Raw genomic sequence first — 17,580 nt, 5'->3', positions numbered from 1 at the left:
CGGGAAAAGGGGTCGGTGATCGAGGACCCGGGTCGGTGTTCAGGGACCCGAGTCGGGTTCGGGCAGGTCGCCGGGGGTTCGGACAAGATGTCGGGGGTGCGGACACCGCACAACCTGTCCGAACGCCCCACCAGATGTCCGAACGCCCCACCAGGTGTCCGGGGAACCCCGTCGGTGTTCGGGATCCGGGTTGGGTCCGGGCAGGGCGCGGTGGGTTCGGACAAGACGCCGGGGGTCGGGCGAGCGGCCGGCGGAGGAGGTGCCGGGTACGGCGTACCGGAGGGGGTGCCGGGTACGGCGTACCGGAGGGGGTGCCGGGTACGGCGTACCGGAGGGGGTGCCGCGTACGGCGTACCGGAGGGGGTGCCGCGTACGGCGTACGGGAGGGGGGGTGCGGTACGGGGTACGGGGGGTTAGAAGTCGTCGAGGGTTAGGTTGGCGGCGGCGGAGATGCCTTCTAGGTAGCCCTCGGCGCGTTCGGACTTGGGGAAGCGGTGGACGAGCTTCCAGAAGGCGGCGTTGTGGGAGGGCTCGATCAGGTGGGCGAGCTCGTGGATGAGCACATAGTCGACGACCCAGCCGGGCATGGACTGCAATCTGGTGCTCAAACGGATCGATCTGTCCGCCGGAGTACAGGAGCCCCACCGTCTGTTTTGGTTCGAAACCCAGCGAACTGACGCAGGTTCGGGCACTTCGGGCAGGTGGCGACACGCGAGTTCGTGTGCTCTGGCCAACAATTTTTCGTCCGACACGCGGGATCTGCTGCGCTGCTTCTCCAGCCGCTGGAGCATGGTTTCGACCCAGCGCGCTTCCTCGGCCGCGGACAGCCGGTCGGGCATCAGCACGACCACCCGCTCGCCGTCGCGATAGGCGCTCACGGTCCGCTTGCGGCGCTTGCTGCGACGGATGTCCACATAGGGCGGGATCGAGCGCGGTGGAGACTCGGCCATAGGTGAGACGCTACCGCACCGAATCTTCCAACTTTCTTCTGTCCACACCCTGTGAATTGACGTTTCCGCAGGTCAGAAGGCTTTCGCCGGCCCCGGTGCCGCAGTTTGTTCACATCCTGTTCCCCCGCTCGTCCACAGTGCCGATCGGCGCGCCCCACAGCTTGCACACAGGTTTATCCACAGGGGTGGACAACGTGGGCTTGCCACCGGGACCGCGGCCTGGCAGCGTCTGTCCCAGCAGGCTCCCGGACCGCCTCCGGGGCCACTCGGAGGGGAAGCCGAGTGGTTCCGAAGGCGGATAACCGGGAGCCTGTTCGATGTCAGGACGAATCGACGGAAAGGGTTTTCCAGGCGGCACGCGGAGCGGGAGATGGGCTTGAGCCACGCTCAGCCTGCCGTAGGGTGAATCCCGACTGGGCCGAACGGCCTACGGCAGGAAGGTCTGCCGTTAGCATCCACGATGGCCAGGGGTACACATGCCCCGGCTGGTATTCAGAGCAAGGAGAGGGCCCTCATGGCAGAGACCTGGAGCGGCGAGTTCTACTGCGTCAAGTGCAAGGCCAAGCGCACCGCCGACGGCGAGGTCAAGGTCAACGACAAGGGCACGCGCATGGCCAAGGCCAAGTGCCCCGAGTGCGGTACGAACCTGAACCGGATCCTCGGCAAGGCCTGACGCACCAAGTCGTAGGGGCGGCGGTGGGACCTTCGGGTCCCATCACCGCCCCTCCGTCGTCTCATCGCCGGACGCCGGTCCGGCGGGGCGGCGTAGGTCCGGCTTGGGCGACCGGACAGAATGGGGGTGTGTCAGACCTCCCCCGCAAGGCGATCAGCCGTACGGCGAAGCTGGCCAGCCTCCCGCTCGGTGCCGCCGGGCGCGCGACGGTCGGGCTGGGTAAGCGGATCGGCGGTGCGCCGGCCGAGGCCGTGCTGGCCGAGTTCCAGCGCCGGACCGCCGATCAGTTGTTCTCCGTCCTGGGCGAGCTCAAGGGCGGCGCGATGAAGTTCGGGCAGATGCTGAGCCTGATGGAATCGGCGATGCCCGAGGAGTTCGCGGCGCCGTACAGGGCCACGCTGACCAAGCTGCAGGACTCCGCGCCACCGATGCCGGCCTCGACCGTGCACACGATCCTGTCGCGCGAGCTGGGCAAGCGCTGGCGGGACCGGTTCGAGGAGTTCGACGACCTGCCCGCGGCCGCCGCGTCGATCGGCCAGGTGCACCGCGGCATCCTGAAGGACGGCCGCGAGGTCGCGGTCAAGCTGCAGTACCCGGGCGCCGCCGAGGCATTGCGGGCCGACCTCAAGCAGCTCGGCCGGTTCGCCCGGACGTTCGGGAGCTTCTTCCCCGGCCTCGACATCAAGCCGCTGGTCTCCGAGCTGCAGGAGCGGATCGGCGAGGAGCTGGACTACGACCGCGAGGCGCAGGCCCAGCAGCAGTACGCGGACGCTTTCAAGGACCACGACGAGTTCGTCGTCCCGCGCGTCATCAAGCACTCCCCCACCGTCATCGTCTCGGAGTGGATCGAGGGCAAGCCGCTCTCGAAGGTGATCACCGACGGGACCAAGAAGCAGCGCAACGAGATCGGGCTGAAGTACGTCCGGTTCATGTTCAGCGGGCCGATGTACGCCGGTCTGCTGCACTCCGACCCGCATCCGGGCAACTTCCGGGTGATGCCCGACGGCCGCCTCGGCGTGGTCGACTTCGGGCTCTGCGCGCGGCTCCCGGACGGTCTGCCGCCCGCGATCGGCCGGCTGCTGCGGATCTCGCTGGACGGCGACGGCGCGGCGATCCTGGCCGGGTTGCGCGAGGAGGGGTTCATCAAGCCGCGGATGGACATCGATCCGGATCAGCTGATGGACTACCTGGCGCCGTTCGCGGAGCCGGCGCGCAAGGAGACGTTCCAGTTCAGCCGCGCCTGGATGCGGGCGCAGGCGAGCCGGACGAGCGACTTCCGGTCGCCGAACGCGTCCCTGGGACTCAAGATCAACCTGCCGCCGTCGTACCTGCTGATCCATCGCGTCTGGATCGGCGGCATCGCGGTGCTCTCACAGCTCGAGGCGGAGGCTCCGTTCCGCTCGGTGCTGGAAGAGTTCCTGCCCGGCTTCGCAGCAGAGTAGAAGCCGGTACGCCGTACGCCGGCTCACCACCAGGCGCTGTCGAGTTTTCCCTCGATGCTGCGGACGTTCTCGCGCGCGCACTGGTCGCAGTACAGCAGCTTGCGGCCGTTCTCGACCGACGTCACCCAGGTCAACGGCACCTCGTCGGTTTCGGCCTGCTGGCCGCAGAATGAGCAGATAGGCATGGTGTCAGTATGCGGTGGTTGATTCACGGTGAAGAAGTCGTCTGGAGCAGTCCCTGGCTGAGGGTTTGCCGGCTGGACGTCGAGCAGCCGGACGGGAGGCGCGTCCCGTACGACGCGGTCCGGCTGAGCGACGTCGCCGCGGCGGTCGTCACGGATGCCGAGCAACGGGTGCTGCTGCTGTGGCGGCATCGGTTCCTGACCGACACCTGGGCGTGGGAGTTGCCGATGGGCATCGTCGAACCGGGTGAGGCCCCGATCGACGCCGCCGCCCGCGAGGTCGAGGAGGAGACCGGGTGGCAGCCGGGACCGCTGACGGCGCTGATCCGGTCGCAGCCGGGGTCCGGAATCATGGACTCGACGCATCACGTGTTCCGGGCGACGAGCGCGGCGTACGTCGGTGAGCCGGTCGAGAAGAACGAGTCCGACCGGATCGAATGGATCCCGCTGGCCGACGTACCGGCGATGATCGCGCGCCAGGAGATCGTCCACGGGATGACGCTGGTGGGCCTGCAACAGGTGCTGCTCACATCTGCCTGACGCGGGCCGGCCCGGAGGGGTTGGGCCGGCCCGCGGACTCAGCTACTGCGGCTGGGTTTGGAGGACGATGCGGAGGTTGGCCTTGGGCTGGTGCTGCCAGGCTTCCTCGGCCTGTTCGAGGGGGTAGGTCTCGATGATCGGCCGGATCCCTTTCAGTACGGAGAAGTTCAGCGTCTCCTCGCTGTCCTGGGCGACGCCGCTGTACCAGCCGGAGACCGAGAGACGGCCGTCGGCCAGGTCGTGGCCGGTGACCTGGATCGGGTCGCCGCCCTCCAGCACGATCAGCTGACCGTTCGGCCGCAGCCCCTTGACCAGATCGCTCTGGAGCTCTGCCCGGGAAACAGTCGCCAGTACGGCGGACGCTCCACCGAGTGCCTTCAGTGCTTCACCCGCATCGCCCTCGGTGCTGTCGATGTACTCGTTCGCACCGAGTTCGCGAGCCAGCTTCTCTTTGTCCCGGCCACGGTTGATGGCGACGGTCCGGAACCCCATCTTGTCCGCGAACTGGATCGCCAGGTGCCCGACTCCACCGACACCTTGTACTGCGACCAGGTCTCCCGGGCCGGCCTTCGAATGCCGGAGCGCGTTGAACGCGGTGATCCCGCCACACATCAGCGGCGCCGCCTCCTCGAAGGTGAGTCCCTCCGGGATCCGGGCGACCGCGTCCTGCGGCGCCACCATGTACTCGGCGTACCCACCGTCGTACGACGTACCGACGATCGTCCGGCTGAGACAGTTCGTGAAGTCACCGCGCCGGCAGTACTCGCAGGTGAAGTCGACGCCACCGGACCAGCCGACGCCGACCCGCTGGCCGACCTCCCAGACCTCGACACCCTCGCCGACCGCATCGACGACTCCGGCGATCTCGTGCCCGGGAACCCGCGGCAGAACCGTTCCGAACAAGGCGTTCCGGGGAATCGCGTCGCCACCGCAGATCCCGCAGGCGTACACCTTCACCCGGATCTGGCCGCGCTTCGGCTCCGGGATGGGCAGGTCGGTCAGTACGAAGGGTCCGCCGGCCTGCTGGACCTGGGCCGCGCGCATAGTTCCTGTCATCGTGTTGCTCCTCAGTGCATTCCGCCGTCGGCGACCAGTTGCTGGCCGGTGATCAGTCCCGCGTCGTCGCCGGCCAGGAAGGCCGCGACGCCCGCCACGTCCTCGGTGGTCCCCAGCCGGCCGATCGGCACCATCGCGATCAGGCTCTGCTTGTACTCGTCGTTGGCCGGGTCGGTGAAGATGCCCGCGCCGTCGATCGGCCCCGGGACGATGGTGTTCACGGTGATGCCGCGCGGGCCGAGTTCGAGCGCGAGCACCCGGGCGAGGTAGCCGGTGGCGACCTTGCTGGTGCCGTACAGGCCGACGCCGACCTGCGGGACCGTGGTGGTGTTCGAGGAGATCGTGATGATCCGGCCGTTGTCGGCGATCCGGCGGGCCGCTTCGCGTAGTACGAAGTACGGGCCTTTCGTGTTGACCCGGAAGAGCAGGTCGAAGTCCTCCTCGGTGACGTCGGTGACCGGGATGTTGACCTTCTCCATGCCGGCGTTGGCGACCACGATGTCGATCTGGCCGAACGCCTCGATCGTCGCGTCGTACACCTTCTCGATGCCGTCCACCGTGGACACATCCGCGGCGACGCTGATCGCCTTGACCCCGAGTGCCTCGGCGGTCGCCTGGACCTCGTTCGCGGCGGACTCGTCGCGCGAGTAGTTCACCACGACGTTCGCGCCCTCGGCCGCCAGCCGGAGCAGGATCGCCCGGCCCAGACCCTTCGACGAGCCGGTGACGAGCGCCGTCTTTCCCTTGATCGCCATACTGACCTTCTCCCATCACGTGGCTTGGCTACGATCGTCCGCCCGGATCGGAACGAGCGGAAACAGAGATCTCTTGGGGAGGTCACAACCGTTCGTTGTGGCACGATGGACGGCGTGGATCTGAGCTTGCGGTTGCTGCAGGCACTGGCGGCGGTGGCCGAGGAAGGCAGCATGACTCGTGCCGCCCGGCAGCTGAATCTGACCCAGCAGGCGGTCAGTAGCCAGATCCGTCAACTCGAGAAGGTCGTCGGGACTCCGCTGGTGTACCGGCTGTCGACCGGGATCGAGCTGACGTCGGCCGGTCAGGTCGTGCTCAAGCAGGGCGAGGCGCTGCTGCTGTCGGCCCAGGCGATGGTGTCGGAGGCGCGGGTAGCGGCCGCGACCAGTCCGGAGCCGTTGCGGATCGCGTTCAAGGCGCAGAGCACGGCGCACTTCATGCCCGAGGTCGAGGCCGCGATGCGTCGGCAGGCACCGGAGCTGGAGGTTCGCCCGGTCGCCGTGCACACGCTGCCCGACGAGCTCGACGCGCTGCTCGACGGTCGCGCCGACGCCGCTTTCCTCTGGCTGCCGATCGGTGACGACCCGCGGTTCACGATCCATCCGCTGCTCGCGGAGGAGCGCTGGGTGGCGCTGCCGCCGGGGCATCCGCTGTCCGGCCGGACCTCGTTGACGATCGCGGATCTGGCCGGCGTACCGGTGATCGGGCCACGCGACGGGATGCCGGCGGCGGTGGTGGACTTCTGGTTCATCGACCCGCGGCCGGACGGGAGCCGGGCGGTCTTCGGTCCGCAGGCCCGTACGCCGGAGGAGTGTCTTCACCTGGTCGCCGCCGGGCACGGGTGCTGGATCGCTCCGGCCTCGACGGTGACGTATTTCGCGCATCCGAGGCTGGTCTGGCTGCCGCTGGTGGACGCGGCGCCGAACGAGTTGGCGCTGATCTGGCCCCGCCAGAGCACCAATCCGTACCTGGCCCTCCTCTTGGAGGAAACCCGCCGAGTCTGTACGCCGGGCAGCCGGGCAGTGCGCTGAGCAGACCCGAGCGCCGCGTACCGGCGTACCCGGTGTGAACCGGGCGAACCCTCGTACCGGCGTACCCGGCGAACCCTCGTACCGGCGTCCCGGCGAACCCGGCGAACCGCCGTACCGGGTGAACCCGCGTACCGGCGTACCGGGTGAGCCGGCGTACCGGCGTACCGGGTGAACCCGCGTACCGGCGTACCGGGTGAGCCGCGTACCGGCGTACCGGCGTACTGGCGTACTGGCGTATCGGCGTGATCTTGTCGTGGACGTGCCGAGGGGCGGCATCCTCGGTGGATGCCGCCCCTTGGTCGTTCAGTGAGTCCGGCGCCTGGTCAGAAGTGCCGGAGGTTTTTCTGGTAGATCAGACCAGCCGGGCGAGGGTGAGGCGTGCCTTTGCACTGGCCCTCTCCGCGCGACGGGTGGCCCGCTCGGCCTGCTTCTGAGCCTTGGCGATCTGGTTCGCCAGGTGGAAGCGCCGGTTCTGCTCCGCGTCGTTCAGTTTGGAACGACAATGAGCACGAGCGAGATCTTCTTGAAGTAAATGCATTTCAACTCTCCTGGGTGAAGTCTGGGTCTTCATGGCTCGTAGTCTCGATTCGGGATGGATGAAGGTCGTTCAGGCGGCGGTGACGGTGTCGCACTTACGTGGACGCCCACGGGGCCGCTTACGAGCGACCACTGCACCTTGGACGAACAGTTGTCCTCCCCACACTCCCCACGGCTCGGCGCGCTCGAGCGCTCCGGCCAGGCACTCCGCCATCAGCGGGCAGGTGGTGCAAAGAGACTTCGCGTACTCGACGTCCGCCGGCGATTCGGCGAAGAAGAGTTCTGGCGCGTAGGACCGACAGGGCAGGTCCTGCGACGTCGCAACCTCGGTGAAGGCATCGAGGAAGCTAACGCTCATTCCGGTCACCTCCTAGTGACTGTCTTGCTGTTCTCTTGCTGTCTTCGACGACCACCCGGATTGGTGGCCGACAAATCTGTGTCGGACAAACAAAAGGGCCGCGGGACCCTGGTGAGGGTTCCGCGGCCTTGGAGGTGCCGGCTGACATTCCTGTCAGACCGGTGGACTCCATGCTCGAGAACCCTGACCGCCGTACTCCACATCACCCACAGCTCCGCCCTGAACCGGGGCGAAACCGATGGCCATGAGCACAACGGTCGCGTGCAGACGCGACGGGACGGCACCCTGGATCTGGGCGCACGGCAGCAGCGCGCTGACGCCGTTAGGCTTCTTCGTGATGGTGATCATTTCCAAGGCACCTCCTTCTCGTTGTGAGGCGAAGCGGGCGGTTAGCTCGATCGCTATGGTTTGAAGTTTTCGGCCACACATCGGCCGCAGAAAGAACAGTACGCCGACCTCGTCGGGGCCCGCAAACTATTTAACGTCAGTTTGCGAAGTTGGCCGGAAGTTGCCGCCGGGAGGTCCGGATCTTGCTTCCCGGACACCGATCTACACGCTCCGGCACGCCCCCGGCACCCTCCGGGATCGTTGCCTCTGTCATCTAATTGCCACATCTGCCCTGAGCAGAACAAGACATCTAAACCATGCCCCCTCCCCACCCACCCCAGCAACGCAATTACCTCCCCGCACCCCCATCGCCCCCCACCACCGCCCTTTCGGGCAACCGCCGAAGCCGGCGAGGCCCCTGGTACGACGGGGCACATCGCCAGGTGCGGCAGGCGGAGCGCCAGGTGTGGTGGGGCGGACCGCCAGGCCATCAGTACTCAGCTTCCCGGCGCCGGTAGGGGCGGCGCTGAGCGTGGCGGCAGTTGGTGAGCCCGAGTACTGATGGTCTGGCGATCCGGCCGGCTGGGTGGGCGCACCCGCCAGGTGCGCCCGCGACCGGCCGCCCGGTCACTCGCCCTCGATCCCGGCCGACAGTTGGTCGCGGCTCAGTAGCTGCGGCAGGACCGTCCGCGCCACCGGGCCCGCGGTCGCACCGGCAGGCAGATCGCCAGGTGCGATGGGGCGGATCGCCTGGTGCGTGGCCGGATCGCCAGGCGCGGTGGGGCGGATCGCCAGGCCATCAGTACTCAGCTTCTCGGCGCCGGTAGCGGCGGCGCTGAGCGTGGCGGCGGGTGCCGGGCCCGAGTACTGATGGTCTGGCGATCCGGCCGTCAGCTCAGGTGATGGGGTCGATGCCCCAGAGCTGGTGGGCGGGGGCGGAGTCCTGCCAGGACAGATCGGCGTCCGCCGAGCCGGAGATGATGCCCTTGGCTTCTCCGTGCGGGAGCTCGATGTCGGTGAAAGCTGGTGCCGTGGTGCGGTCGGCGGTCGCGCGGATCCGGGTGGTAGTACTGGCTGGTCATGGGCTGCCGTCCGGGGCCGGTAGTTCGCGGGCAGGTTGGCGACGGCTACTGGATGCGTCAGCGGGTGCAGATGTTGATGACTGGTTCGCCGTACTTGGTGACCTTGGTTCGGCCGATGCCGGGGATGCGGAGCAGTTCGCGTTCGTCGGTCGGGCGGGTCTCGGCGATCGCGATCAAGGTGGCGTCGGTGAAGATCACGAAGGCGGGCATCCCCTCTTCGGCGGCCCGGTCGGACCGCCATTCGAGCAGGGCGTCGTACAGCTTCTGGTCCATCGAACCAGGGCAGTCCTCGCACCGGCCGAGTTTGCGGGCGGCGGCCTCGAGCAGGCCGCGACCGCAGACCCGGCACTTCGGGATCGGCTTGTCCGAGCGCATCGACCGTGGTTCGCTCGGGCGTGACGACGGCTCCCACTCGCTGGTCCGGGAGGTACGGACCCCGATCGGGTCCAGGAACCGGGTCGGCCCACGGGTACCGCGGCCGCCGGGTGAGCGGGAGGTCGACCAGCTGACCGACAGCTGGTCCTTCGCCCGGGTCACCCCGACATAGAACAGCCGCCGCTCCTCCTCGACCTGAGCCGGCGTCGTGGCGTAGGTGATCGGCAGCGTCCCCTCGTGGGCGCCGACGATGAAGACGCAGCTCCACTCCAGACCCTTCGCCGCGTGCAGGGTCGCCAGCGTGACGCCCTCGGCCAACGGCGCGTGCTGGATCGCGGCGCGCCGGTCCAGCTCGGCCATCAGGTCGGCGAAGGTCGCCTCGGGATGCGCCTTGGCGAAGTCGGACGTCATCGTGACGAGCGCACTCAGCGATTCCCAGCGATCCCGGACCGCGCCCTTGCCCTCCGGCGGCTCGGCCTTCCAGCCGGCGCCGCCCAGGATGCCAGTGACGGTCTCGACCAGGTCGACGCCGGCCGCCGTACCGGCTTTGGCCTGGCCGCGGAGCAGCATCGCCGCCTGCCGGATCTCGGTCCGCTCGAAGAACCGCTCGGCACCTTTCAGTACGGCGGGGATCTTGCGCTCGGCCAGCGCCTGCTCGAAGTTCTCCGATTGCGCGTTGGTACGGAACAGCACGGCGATGTCGCGCAGCGCCGTACCGGAGTCTTGTAAGCGAGCGATCGCGCGGGCCACGGCATCCGCCTCGGCGACCTCGTCCGGATATTCGCGGTACGTCGGGGCCGGGCCGGCGTCGCGTTGTGAGCGCAGCGTCACCCGGCCCGGCAGGCCGGTCGGGCCGGCCGCGTCGAGCACCTTGTTCGCCACTTCGACGATCTGCGGGGTGGAGCGGTAGTCGCGGATCAGCTTGATCACCGCGGCCGACGGATGGCGCTGGGCGAAGCGGACCAGGTTCTCCGGGTCGGCGCCGGCCCAGGAGTAGATGGTCTGCGCCGGGTCGCCGACCACGCAGACGTCCTCGCGGCCGCCGAGCCAGAGGTCGAGCAGGCTCTGCTGCAGCGGCGAGACGTCCTGGTACTCGTCGACGACGAAGGTCCGGTACTGCCGGCGGATCTCGGCGGCGACCCGCTCGTCCTCGGCCAGCAGCGCGACCGCGCAGAGCAGCACGTCCTCCAGGTCGATCCGGCCGCGCTCGATCTTCACGTCCTCGTACGCCGCGAACACGCGCGCGATCGTCGCCGGGTCGAACGCGGCGAGGGCGCGACCGGACTGCGGCGCGACCTTCGCGTAGTCGTCGGGGCGGACGTTGCTCACCTTGGCCCACTCGACCTCGCCCGCGAGGTCGCGGAGCGCGGGGGTGTCGACGCGGACCCGGCAGCGGTTCGACGCCTCGGTCAGCAGCGGGAACTTGCGGTCGATGATCGGTGGCAGCTCGCCGCCGAAGACCCGCGGCCAGAAGTAGCGTGCCTGCCGGAGCGCCGCGGAGTGGAAGGTGCGGGCCTGGACGCCGTCTGCGCCGAGCTGGGCGAGCCGGCCGCGCATCTCACCGGCCGCGCGCTGGGTGAACGTGACGGCGAGGACTCTGGCCGGGTCGAAGGTGCCGGTGCGCACGCCGTACGCGATCCGGTGGGTGATCGCGCGGGTCTTGCCGGTGCCGGCTCCGGCCATCACGACGACGGGTCCGTGCAGCGCGGTCGCGACGGCTCGCTGCTCGGGGTCGAGGGCCTCGAGCAGCTCGTCGGCGGACTTGCCGGCGACGGCGCGCGTGATGTTGCTCACGGACTGAGACATGCGGGAACAGCACTCCCACTCGGAAGGTTTCGATACAAGGTAGAGCCACCCTAGACGGGCCGTCGGACAGAATCCGCAGGCCCGCGTCGACGAGAGACGGAGCAAGCCTGCGATGGCGGCATTCACGATGTACTCGACCCCCTGGTGCGGCTATTGCCACCGCTTGAAGGGCCAGCTGAAGCGGGCCGGCATCGAGTTCGCCGAGGTCGACATCGAGCAGGTCCCGGACGCCGCCAAGATCGTCGAGAAGGTCAACAACGGCAACCAGACCGTCCCCACCGTCGTCTTCCCCGACGGCACCGCGATGACCAACCCCAGCATCGCCCAGATCGCCGACAAACTAGTCGCCTAATACGCCGTACGCGGCGCCGCCTCTGCCCGGCGGCGCCGCGCGCTTCAGTTGTCGGTGGTTTTGTCTAAGGTCTGCGCGTGGGGATCTTCGACAAGTTTCACCGCCGCGGTTCAGAGTCCGCGGCCGATCCAGACGTGCTCGGCGAACTGCGGAGCCACGTGAGGGTGTGGGTGCATCCCGGATTCACGCCTCGTGACGAGGTGCTGGCTGCTGCGCAGGAGTACCGCGATGGTGCGGAGTGGGCGCTGACAGATCGCCAGGTCGAGTTGCTGGTCGACGGGGTCTGGCAGGCGCGGCTGGCCGAGCAGAGCGCGTGGCCGGAGCAGACCGACGCGGATCGGGTCGCGGCAGCGTTCGCGGAGCTCGATGCGGGCGGAGTGGTCGCGAGGATGAACTTCACCTGTTGCCAGACGTGCGGAGTCGCGGAAATCGACGACGAGCGCCCCGCCGACCGGGTATCGACCGGCTATGTGTTCTTCCACCAGCAGGACAGCGAGCGGCTGGGCGACGAACCGGCGCACCTCTTCCTCGCCTACGGCACCCTGGACCCGATCCGAGGGCAGGTCGCCGAGCAGGACGAGGAGGTCGGCCGCCGGGTCGAGACCGCCCTCCGCGCCCAAGGTCTCCCGGTCGAATGGACCGGCTCATCCCAGCAACGCATCTCTGTCGGCCCCATCACCTGGCAGCGGCGGCTACCAACTGCCGGTTAGTTCCTTGCCGTACCAGCCTTCTATGAGGCGGCGGGAAATGGAGATGTTGCCGGGGAGGGCCATGGTGCCGGCTTCGACGAGGGCGGCGAGGTCGGCGCGGCTGAACCATCTGGCTTCGGCGATCTCGTCCTGGTCGACGTTGATGTCGTAGCCGGTGGCCGTGGCGTAGAAGCCGAGCATCAGGCTCGACGGGAGCGGCCAGGGCTGGCTTCCGGCGTACTGGATGTCCTCGCCGATGACGACGCCGGTCTCCTCGAAGACCTCACGGCGTACGGCGGCCTCCAGGGACTCGCCGGGCTCTACGAAGCCGGCGAGGGTCGAGTAGCGGCCCTCTGGCCACGCCTCGTTGCGGCCGAGCAGGGCGCGGTCCTGGTCGTCGGTGACGAGCACGATGATCGCCGGGTCGCTCCGCGGGAAGTGGCTGAGCCCACAGACCGGGCAGTGCCGTACGTGACCTGCGTCCACCACCTCGGTGTGGTTCCCGCAGTTGGCGCAGTGCGTGTGTACGCCGTGCCAGTTGGCGAGGCCGACCACGTTGACCGCGATCCCCGCCTCCCGGTCGTCCAGGACAGCGCCCAGCTCGCGCAGCCCGGCATACGACTCGTCTGGGTCTCCCTCAACCAGTACTGCGAACACAGCGCGCCCGTCAGCCGTCTGCCCGGCTCCAGCGACCCGGTCGATGCCTAGAAAGATCCGCAGTCCTTCAGGCGCAGCAGCGGGCGGCACCAGACGCAACGTCGTACGGTCACCGTCCACTGCCAACTTGTCACCGGCTACGACCGCCACCTGCGTGTCAGGAGCGGCCCATGCCTTCTCCAGCCACTCCGTGTCGCGCCGTCGGTCGGCAGCACGGTCTAGAACGGAACGGGACAGCGACAGGGAACCAGGAGTGATGGAGTAGGCCACGTCCTCAACGTATCTCGACCGGTGCCCATGGGAGGATCCCAGGCATGAGTATTCACATCGCCGCCGAGAAGGGGCAGATCGCGCCGCGCGTACTGTTCCCCGGTGACCCACTGCGGGCCAAGTGGATCGCAGAGACCTACCTGTCCGACGTCACCTGCTACACCGAGATCCGGAACATGTTCGGATTCACCGGCACCTACAAGGGTGAGCAGATCTCCGTCCAGGGCTCCGGGATGGGCCAGGCATCGGCCTCGATCTACGCCAACGAGCTGTTCGCCGAGTACGACGTACAGACCCTGATCCGGGTCGGTACCTGCGGCGCGCTCACCGAGAAGGTGAAGATCCGCGACGTGATCGTGGCGATGTCGGCCAGCACTGACTCGCAGATGAACCGCCTGCGCTTCCACGGCATCGACTACGCGCCGACCGCCGACTATCAGCTGCTCCGGGCCGCTGTGGACGGTGCCGAGGCGGCTGGACTGAACGTCCACGTCGGCCAGGTGTTCTCCGGCGACCTGTTCTACAACGACCGTCCCGACCTGGTGTCGCGGACAGCGGAGTACGGCGTACTGGGGATCGAGATGGAGGCATCGGCGCTCTACACGCTGGCTGCCAAGTTCGGCCGCCGGGCGCTCGGCATCATGACGGTGTCCGACCACCTGATCACCAAGGAGGAGACCAGCGCCGAGGAGCGCCAGACCACCTTCTCGGAGATGATCACCATCGCCCTCGACGCGGCGATCGGGGTGCCGGTCTGAACCGCTGGGGCGCCGTCCTGCTGAGCACTGCTCTGCTCGTGGGTACCGCTGCCTGCTCCAGCGACAAGAGCTCGTCGTCAACCCCGGAGGACAAGCCTGCTGCCTCCGGCTCGACCCAGCCGACTGCGAAGGCGTCTGACGTCGGTGCTACCTCGACGACGCCGATCAAGGCCGCTGCGGTCGTGTCAGCTTTCACAGCTGCCGGCTACAAGTGCAGCAGCGACGGCACGTACGCCATCTGTACTTCGGGGCCTGCGTCGGTCTGGGTGCTCACTGGAGACCACCCGCGACCGCCAGTGGTATCACTGCACTCCGCCGGTCCGATCGCGACCGCGTCGGCAGCGATCGCCAAGGTGCTGCCGCAGGCGCTGGAGATCGCGCACATCGGGCAGAGCCAGGAGATCACCGACTGGTTCGCCAAGCAGAGCGGCAAGACCGCCGCGCAGATGTCGGCCGGCGACTGGCAGATCGACTACTCGGCCGAGCTCGACACGGAGGAGCCGGGCGCGCACCTGAGCCTGATGGACAAGCTCTGCAAGACCAACTGCACCGCTGAGTGACCCCGGAGGTGGAACCGCTACCCCGTATCGGTTCCACCTCCCGCTCTGCCCGTACTGCGAGCGCCCGGCCAGCGCGTGGCTGACCAGGCCTAGCGGCACCAGGAGCTGCCTGATCAGGCCTAGCGGCTGCCGGCGTCAGGAGCTGCCGGCGCCGCCTGCGCTCGAGGCAACCACGATGGCTGCCGTGACGGCCGCCTGAACCTCCTGGACGGCCTTGCGAACGGCTGCGGCAGCCCACTCGGACTCCGCGATCTCCTTCGCCCGGCTCTTCAGAGCCTTCTTGTCCACGGCATCCGTGATGACCTTCGGGACGACGTTCAGCGAGCTCAGCAACGCGATCAGCGCGGCGGTCCGCTCGTCCGGCTGCGTACCGACCTTGAGCACGCTGCCCAGCGCCGTACGGACCTCTGCTTCGTGCCGTGCGTCCTTGGCAGGCCAGCGCGTCACCGGGAACAAGCCGAGCACCTTGTCCTCGTCGGCAGTCAGGATGCCTCGCTCTGCCAGCCTCGCAAGGATCTGGTCGCGCAGGTGCTTCGAGAGCTTGTTCAGCAGGTTCTTCGGCTTCTGGCCACCCTTCTCCGCCAGTACCGCGAGCCGCTCGTCCAGGATCGCGTCACCGGTCGACGAGGTGTCCAGGACCTTCAGCCGGCCCTCCTTGACGTCATCCCCCGCTGCCGCGATGTCGACCTTGCCCAGCAGAGTCAGCTCGATCAGTACGGCGCCGGCAAGCGAGTAGTCCAGCCCGGGGTTCCCGGTGATCGGCTTGCCGCTCTCGTCGTCGTACAGCAGCAACAGCAGGTCTTCCGCAATCAACATGTCGTCCAACGTAGGTCCGACCCGGCTCACCGGTCGTCAACCGTGCGGACTACTCACCGCATCCTCCGCAAGACTGTTACGCAGGCTCAGTGGACGCCGTCGGGGTAGCGGTGGCCGTTGAGGATCACCGGTTCGCCCAGCTCGGCGGCTACCTCGGTGAGGAAGTTGGGGCAGAAGTAGTACCAGCTGATCGAGCGGACCCTGCCGTCCTCGGTGACGAGCCGCATCAGATCGTTCACCGAGGCCTTGCCGTCGCTGTCGACCAGGCGGACCACGAGCACCGCCTCACCCCACAGGTCGACCACCTCGGCGGTGTACCGGTACGGCTTGGTCAGGTCGAGGGTGTGCTCGATGGAGCCGTCCCGGATCTGGTCGGCGCCGTACTCGTTCAGCATGCCGAGGATCTCGCTGTCCGCGTCCCCCAGGAGAAGAGCAGTCAGCCGCGGTACGTCGTATGCCGTGAACGCGTCGGCCACGGCGTCCAGGAGTCGCCGGTCCGGTTCCACCCGGCCTCGGAGTGACACTGCTCGGTCCGGCGCATCGAGTCGGCCCCTACCGCGGTGCAGGGCGGCTTTGACGGCACCGGTACTTGTCCGGAGTACGTCAGCAGTCTCTGCAAGGCTGAAGCCGAACAGGTCTTTCAGTGCGAGTGCAGCTCTTTCCTGCGGTGGAAGTAGCGTCACCAGTTCCCTCCAGGCGTCACGGACCTCTACCGGGTCGGCAGTGGGCGGCGCTGCTTGCTCGGGGAGCTCTGCTGGCACAGGGAGTCGCCTGCGGTAGCCGTCGACGTACGTGTTGGTCGCGACCCGGAAGAGCCAGGCCCGCGGATTCTGGATCGGGGCGTTCGCCTGCGCGGCCTGGTTGAAGGCGCGCGCGAGCGATTCCTGGACCAGGTCCTCCGCGTCGTACGCGTTGCCGGCCAGGCGGCGGCAGAAGGCATAGAGATCCTTCCGCAGCGGCTCCAGCCGGTCGAGGAACTCCTTCCGCGCTCGCCGCGCGGCCCGCACAGCCGGCAGATCCAGTTCCGTCGTCACCACTACATCTTGAACCGTCATACCTGTCCCGACGTTCACGACCGCCCGGAGGATACGGACGAGTTGTGCTGTGGATAACTTCCGCGGGGGTTGGTGGAAATCCGCGAAGCTTGTCGGGTGATGAGACAGCGACTACCAGCGACGCCGGTGGTGAGCGGCGATGCCCCGGCGCGGGGTGGGCATCGCTACGAGGTGGTGGACGGGAAGCTCCTGGTGACAGGCGCCCAACCGCCGATTCACCATGCCGCGGTGATCGGCCTGCTGGTCCGCCTCAAACAGGCCTGCCCACCCGGCCTGCTCGTCACCGCCGGCTCCCTGGACTTCCGCCCGGTCCAGGGTGTCTCGCTCCGCCCCGACCTGATGGTCACCGGACGCGACGAGACCGGCCCGAAGTTCGTAGTACCACCGCCACTCCTGGCCGTCGAGGTCATCTCGCCCACCACCCGCGTCACCGATGTAGTCCTCAAACGCACCCGCTACGAGCAATACGGCATCCCCACCTACTGGCTCCTCGACCCAGCCATCCAAGAGCTGACAGTCCTCCACCTAACCGACCACACCTACACCTGCCACTCCGTCACCCAATCCGAAGAACCCTTCACCACAACCACCCCTTTCGCCCTCACCTTCTCCCCCGCAGAACTGCTCACCTGATGGGGCATCATCGGGCAGCTAGGGGCAGATCCGGATCTGCCCTCCCCACCAGGCGACGGCTCGACGAACAGTAGGTGGGTGACCACTGAAAAGATTCCAGTTGCTCAGATGATCGACCCGGGCGCGATTGTGGCTGCCCGCACTGGCGAATGGGGCGAGTTCACTACGCGCGACATCGACTCCGTGTCGGAGAACGGTCTGAGGTACGAGCTCGTGGACGGGATGCTGGCGATCTCCCGACCACAGGGGGTGATACATCAGCGGGCTGTGGGCCAGTTCGTCACTCGTCTTGCGAGGGCCTGTCCGAACGATCTCGAGGTGTTGCCTGCGCTGGCCTTTCGGCCGACCGCACAACGGTCACTACTCCCCGATGTCCTTGTACTGGACACCGTCGATCGAGCGTCGGTCGACTGCCACTTGGTCGTCGAGGTTCTCACACCCGTTACCCGGATATGGGACCTGAGCCTCAAGCGAGAGATCTACGCAGAGGCCGGGGTTCCGTCGTACTGGATCTTTGATCCCGCGGAAGCGCTGCTCACCGACCTGGAGCTGGTCGGTGGGCGCTATGTCGAGCGAGCCCAGACCAAAGGCACTGACGCCTTTGACGCGAAGCTTCCGTTTCCGGTGCGAATCATCCCAGCGAGTCTCACCTGCCCGAACAACAGGCGCTGACACCGA

22 protein-coding genes are annotated in these 17,580 nt (G+C 67.8%); 11 read left to right on the top strand and 11 right to left on the bottom strand.

Annotated features, from left to right (window positions below; all coding sequences use genetic code 11):
- Nucleotides 1–413: 413 nt before the first annotated feature.
- Nucleotides 414–950 (bottom strand): YgjP-like metallopeptidase domain-containing protein, encoded by a 537-nt coding sequence (locus ABZ004_RS22935; RefSeq protein ID WP_355682523.1) that lies wholly within the window; start codon nucleotides 948–950, stop codon nucleotides 414–416.
- Between the two features lie 514 nt (nucleotides 951–1,464).
- Here ABZ004_RS22935 and ABZ004_RS22930 point away from each other — a divergent pair.
- Nucleotides 1,465–1,623, top strand: a complete 159-nt coding sequence (locus ABZ004_RS22930; protein ID WP_012922897.1) for a DUF5679 domain-containing protein — start codon at nucleotides 1,465–1,467, stop codon at nucleotides 1,621–1,623.
- 128 nt (nucleotides 1,624–1,751) lie between these two features.
- The gene (locus ABZ004_RS22925) at nucleotides 1,752–3,065 is read left to right on the top strand and encodes an AarF/ABC1/UbiB kinase family protein (RefSeq protein WP_355682521.1); all 1,314 of its coding nucleotides are present in this window, start codon (nucleotides 1,752–1,754) and stop codon (nucleotides 3,063–3,065) included.
- A gap of 23 nt (nucleotides 3,066–3,088) precedes the next feature.
- Here the strand turns inward: ABZ004_RS22925 and ABZ004_RS22920 are convergent, their stop codons facing one another.
- Nucleotides 3,089–3,250 (bottom strand): hypothetical protein, encoded by a 162-nt coding sequence (locus tag ABZ004_RS22920; RefSeq protein WP_355682519.1) that lies wholly within the window; start codon nucleotides 3,248–3,250, stop codon nucleotides 3,089–3,091.
- 9 nt (nucleotides 3,251–3,259) lie between these two features.
- Here ABZ004_RS22920 and ABZ004_RS22915 point away from each other — a divergent pair, with 9 nt between their 5' ends.
- A complete protein-coding gene (locus ABZ004_RS22915; RefSeq protein WP_355682517.1) occupies nucleotides 3,260–3,787 on the top strand; it encodes an NUDIX hydrolase in 528 nt (175 codons plus the stop codon).
- 42 nt (nucleotides 3,788–3,829) lie between these two features.
- Here the strand turns inward: ABZ004_RS22915 and ABZ004_RS22910 are convergent, their stop codons facing one another.
- On the bottom strand, nucleotides 3,830–4,843 hold the full coding sequence (locus ABZ004_RS22910) for an alcohol dehydrogenase catalytic domain-containing protein (RefSeq protein ID WP_355682515.1): 1,014 nt from the start codon (nucleotides 4,841–4,843) through the stop codon (nucleotides 3,830–3,832).
- Nucleotides 4,844–4,854: 11 nt separating this feature from the next.
- Nucleotides 4,855–5,598, bottom strand: a complete 744-nt coding sequence (locus ABZ004_RS22905) for an SDR family oxidoreductase (protein ID WP_355682513.1) — start codon at nucleotides 5,596–5,598, stop codon at nucleotides 4,855–4,857.
- 114 nt (nucleotides 5,599–5,712) lie between these two features.
- Here ABZ004_RS22905 and ABZ004_RS22900 point away from each other — a divergent pair, with 114 nt between their 5' ends.
- Entirely contained in the window at nucleotides 5,713–6,627 is a 915-nt protein-coding gene (locus ABZ004_RS22900; RefSeq protein ID WP_355682512.1) for a LysR family transcriptional regulator, read from the top strand.
- Between the two features lie 34 nt (nucleotides 6,628–6,661).
- Entirely contained in the window at nucleotides 6,662–6,799 is a 138-nt protein-coding gene (locus ABZ004_RS22895; RefSeq protein ID WP_355682510.1) for a hypothetical protein, read from the top strand.
- A 180-nt stretch (nucleotides 6,800–6,979) separates the two neighbouring features.
- Here ABZ004_RS22895 and ABZ004_RS22890 read toward each other — a convergent pair whose 3' ends face one another.
- The 4 genes from ABZ004_RS22890 to ABZ004_RS22875 form a co-directional block, all read right to left on the bottom strand.
- Nucleotides 6,980–7,198, bottom strand: coding sequence for a hypothetical protein (locus ABZ004_RS22890; protein ID WP_355682508.1), 219 nt, complete (start codon nucleotides 7,196–7,198; stop codon nucleotides 6,980–6,982).
- 36 nt (nucleotides 7,199–7,234) lie between these two features.
- On the bottom strand, nucleotides 7,235–7,522 hold the full coding sequence (locus tag ABZ004_RS22885; RefSeq protein ID WP_355682506.1) for a WhiB family transcriptional regulator: 288 nt from the start codon (nucleotides 7,520–7,522) through the stop codon (nucleotides 7,235–7,237).
- A 153-nt stretch (nucleotides 7,523–7,675) separates the two neighbouring features.
- Nucleotides 7,676–7,870 (bottom strand): hypothetical protein, encoded by a 195-nt coding sequence (locus ABZ004_RS22880; protein ID WP_355682504.1) that lies wholly within the window; start codon nucleotides 7,868–7,870, stop codon nucleotides 7,676–7,678.
- A gap of 1,118 nt (nucleotides 7,871–8,988) precedes the next feature.
- The gene (locus tag ABZ004_RS22875; RefSeq protein WP_355682502.1) at nucleotides 8,989–11,112 is read right to left on the bottom strand and encodes an ATP-dependent DNA helicase UvrD2; all 2,124 of its coding nucleotides are present in this window, start codon (nucleotides 11,110–11,112) and stop codon (nucleotides 8,989–8,991) included.
- 112 nt (nucleotides 11,113–11,224) lie between these two features.
- On the opposite strand from ABZ004_RS22875, the gene ABZ004_RS22870 reads away from it, so the two are divergent.
- Together ABZ004_RS22870 and ABZ004_RS22865 are read left to right on the top strand one after the other, a co-directional pair.
- On the top strand, nucleotides 11,225–11,464 hold the full coding sequence (locus ABZ004_RS22870; protein WP_185447425.1) for a mycoredoxin: 240 nt from the start codon (nucleotides 11,225–11,227) through the stop codon (nucleotides 11,462–11,464).
- Nucleotides 11,465–11,541: 77 nt separating this feature from the next.
- On the top strand, nucleotides 11,542–12,174 hold the full coding sequence (locus ABZ004_RS22865; protein WP_355682500.1) for a hypothetical protein: 633 nt from the start codon (nucleotides 11,542–11,544) through the stop codon (nucleotides 12,172–12,174).
- On the opposite strand, the gene nudC is transcribed toward ABZ004_RS22865, so the two are convergent.
- On the bottom strand, nucleotides 12,157–13,080 hold the full coding sequence (gene nudC, locus ABZ004_RS22860) for an NAD(+) diphosphatase (RefSeq protein WP_355682498.1): 924 nt from the start codon (nucleotides 13,078–13,080) through the stop codon (nucleotides 12,157–12,159). The genes ABZ004_RS22865 and nudC overlap by 18 nt on opposite strands.
- A gap of 44 nt (nucleotides 13,081–13,124) precedes the next feature.
- Here nudC and deoD point away from each other — a divergent pair, with 44 nt between their 5' ends.
- Both deoD and ABZ004_RS22850 read left to right on the top strand, forming a co-directional pair.
- Entirely contained in the window at nucleotides 13,125–13,838 is a 714-nt protein-coding gene (deoD, locus tag ABZ004_RS22855; protein WP_355682496.1) for a purine-nucleoside phosphorylase, read from the top strand.
- Nucleotides 13,839–13,876: 38 nt separating this feature from the next.
- Nucleotides 13,877–14,398, top strand: coding sequence for a hypothetical protein (locus tag ABZ004_RS22850; RefSeq protein ID WP_355682494.1), 522 nt, complete (start codon nucleotides 13,877–13,879; stop codon nucleotides 14,396–14,398).
- A 135-nt stretch (nucleotides 14,399–14,533) separates the two neighbouring features.
- Here the strand turns inward: ABZ004_RS22850 and ABZ004_RS22845 are convergent, their stop codons facing one another.
- Both ABZ004_RS22845 and ABZ004_RS22840 read right to left on the bottom strand, forming a co-directional pair.
- Complete coding sequence (locus ABZ004_RS22845; protein ID WP_355682493.1) at nucleotides 14,534–15,214, bottom strand: GPP34 family phosphoprotein; 681 nt, start codon at nucleotides 15,212–15,214, stop codon at nucleotides 14,534–14,536.
- Between the two features lie 86 nt (nucleotides 15,215–15,300).
- Nucleotides 15,301–16,248: a sigma-70 family RNA polymerase sigma factor gene (locus ABZ004_RS22840; protein WP_355682491.1), complete on the bottom strand. Its 948-nt coding sequence runs from the start codon at nucleotides 16,246–16,248 to the stop codon at nucleotides 15,301–15,303.
- Between the two features lie 120 nt (nucleotides 16,249–16,368).
- Between ABZ004_RS22840 and ABZ004_RS22835 the strand changes: the two genes are divergently transcribed.
- Both ABZ004_RS22835 and ABZ004_RS22830 read left to right on the top strand, forming a co-directional pair.
- The gene (locus ABZ004_RS22835) at nucleotides 16,369–16,902 is read left to right on the top strand and encodes a Uma2 family endonuclease (RefSeq protein ID WP_355682489.1); all 534 of its coding nucleotides are present in this window, start codon (nucleotides 16,369–16,371) and stop codon (nucleotides 16,900–16,902) included.
- Between the two features lie 108 nt (nucleotides 16,903–17,010).
- A complete protein-coding gene (locus ABZ004_RS22830) occupies nucleotides 17,011–17,574 on the top strand; it encodes a Uma2 family endonuclease (protein WP_355682487.1) in 564 nt (187 codons plus the stop codon).
- Nucleotides 17,575–17,580: the final 6 nt, after the last annotated feature.

The sequence above is a fragment of the Kribbella sp. NPDC006257 genome (genome assembly GCF_040613535.1).
Classification (GTDB): Bacteria; Actinomycetota; Actinomycetes; order Propionibacteriales; family Kribbellaceae; genus Kribbella.
The sequence above is the reverse complement of the archived record's forward strand: the minus strand, read 5'-3'. Positions and strand labels throughout refer to the sequence as shown.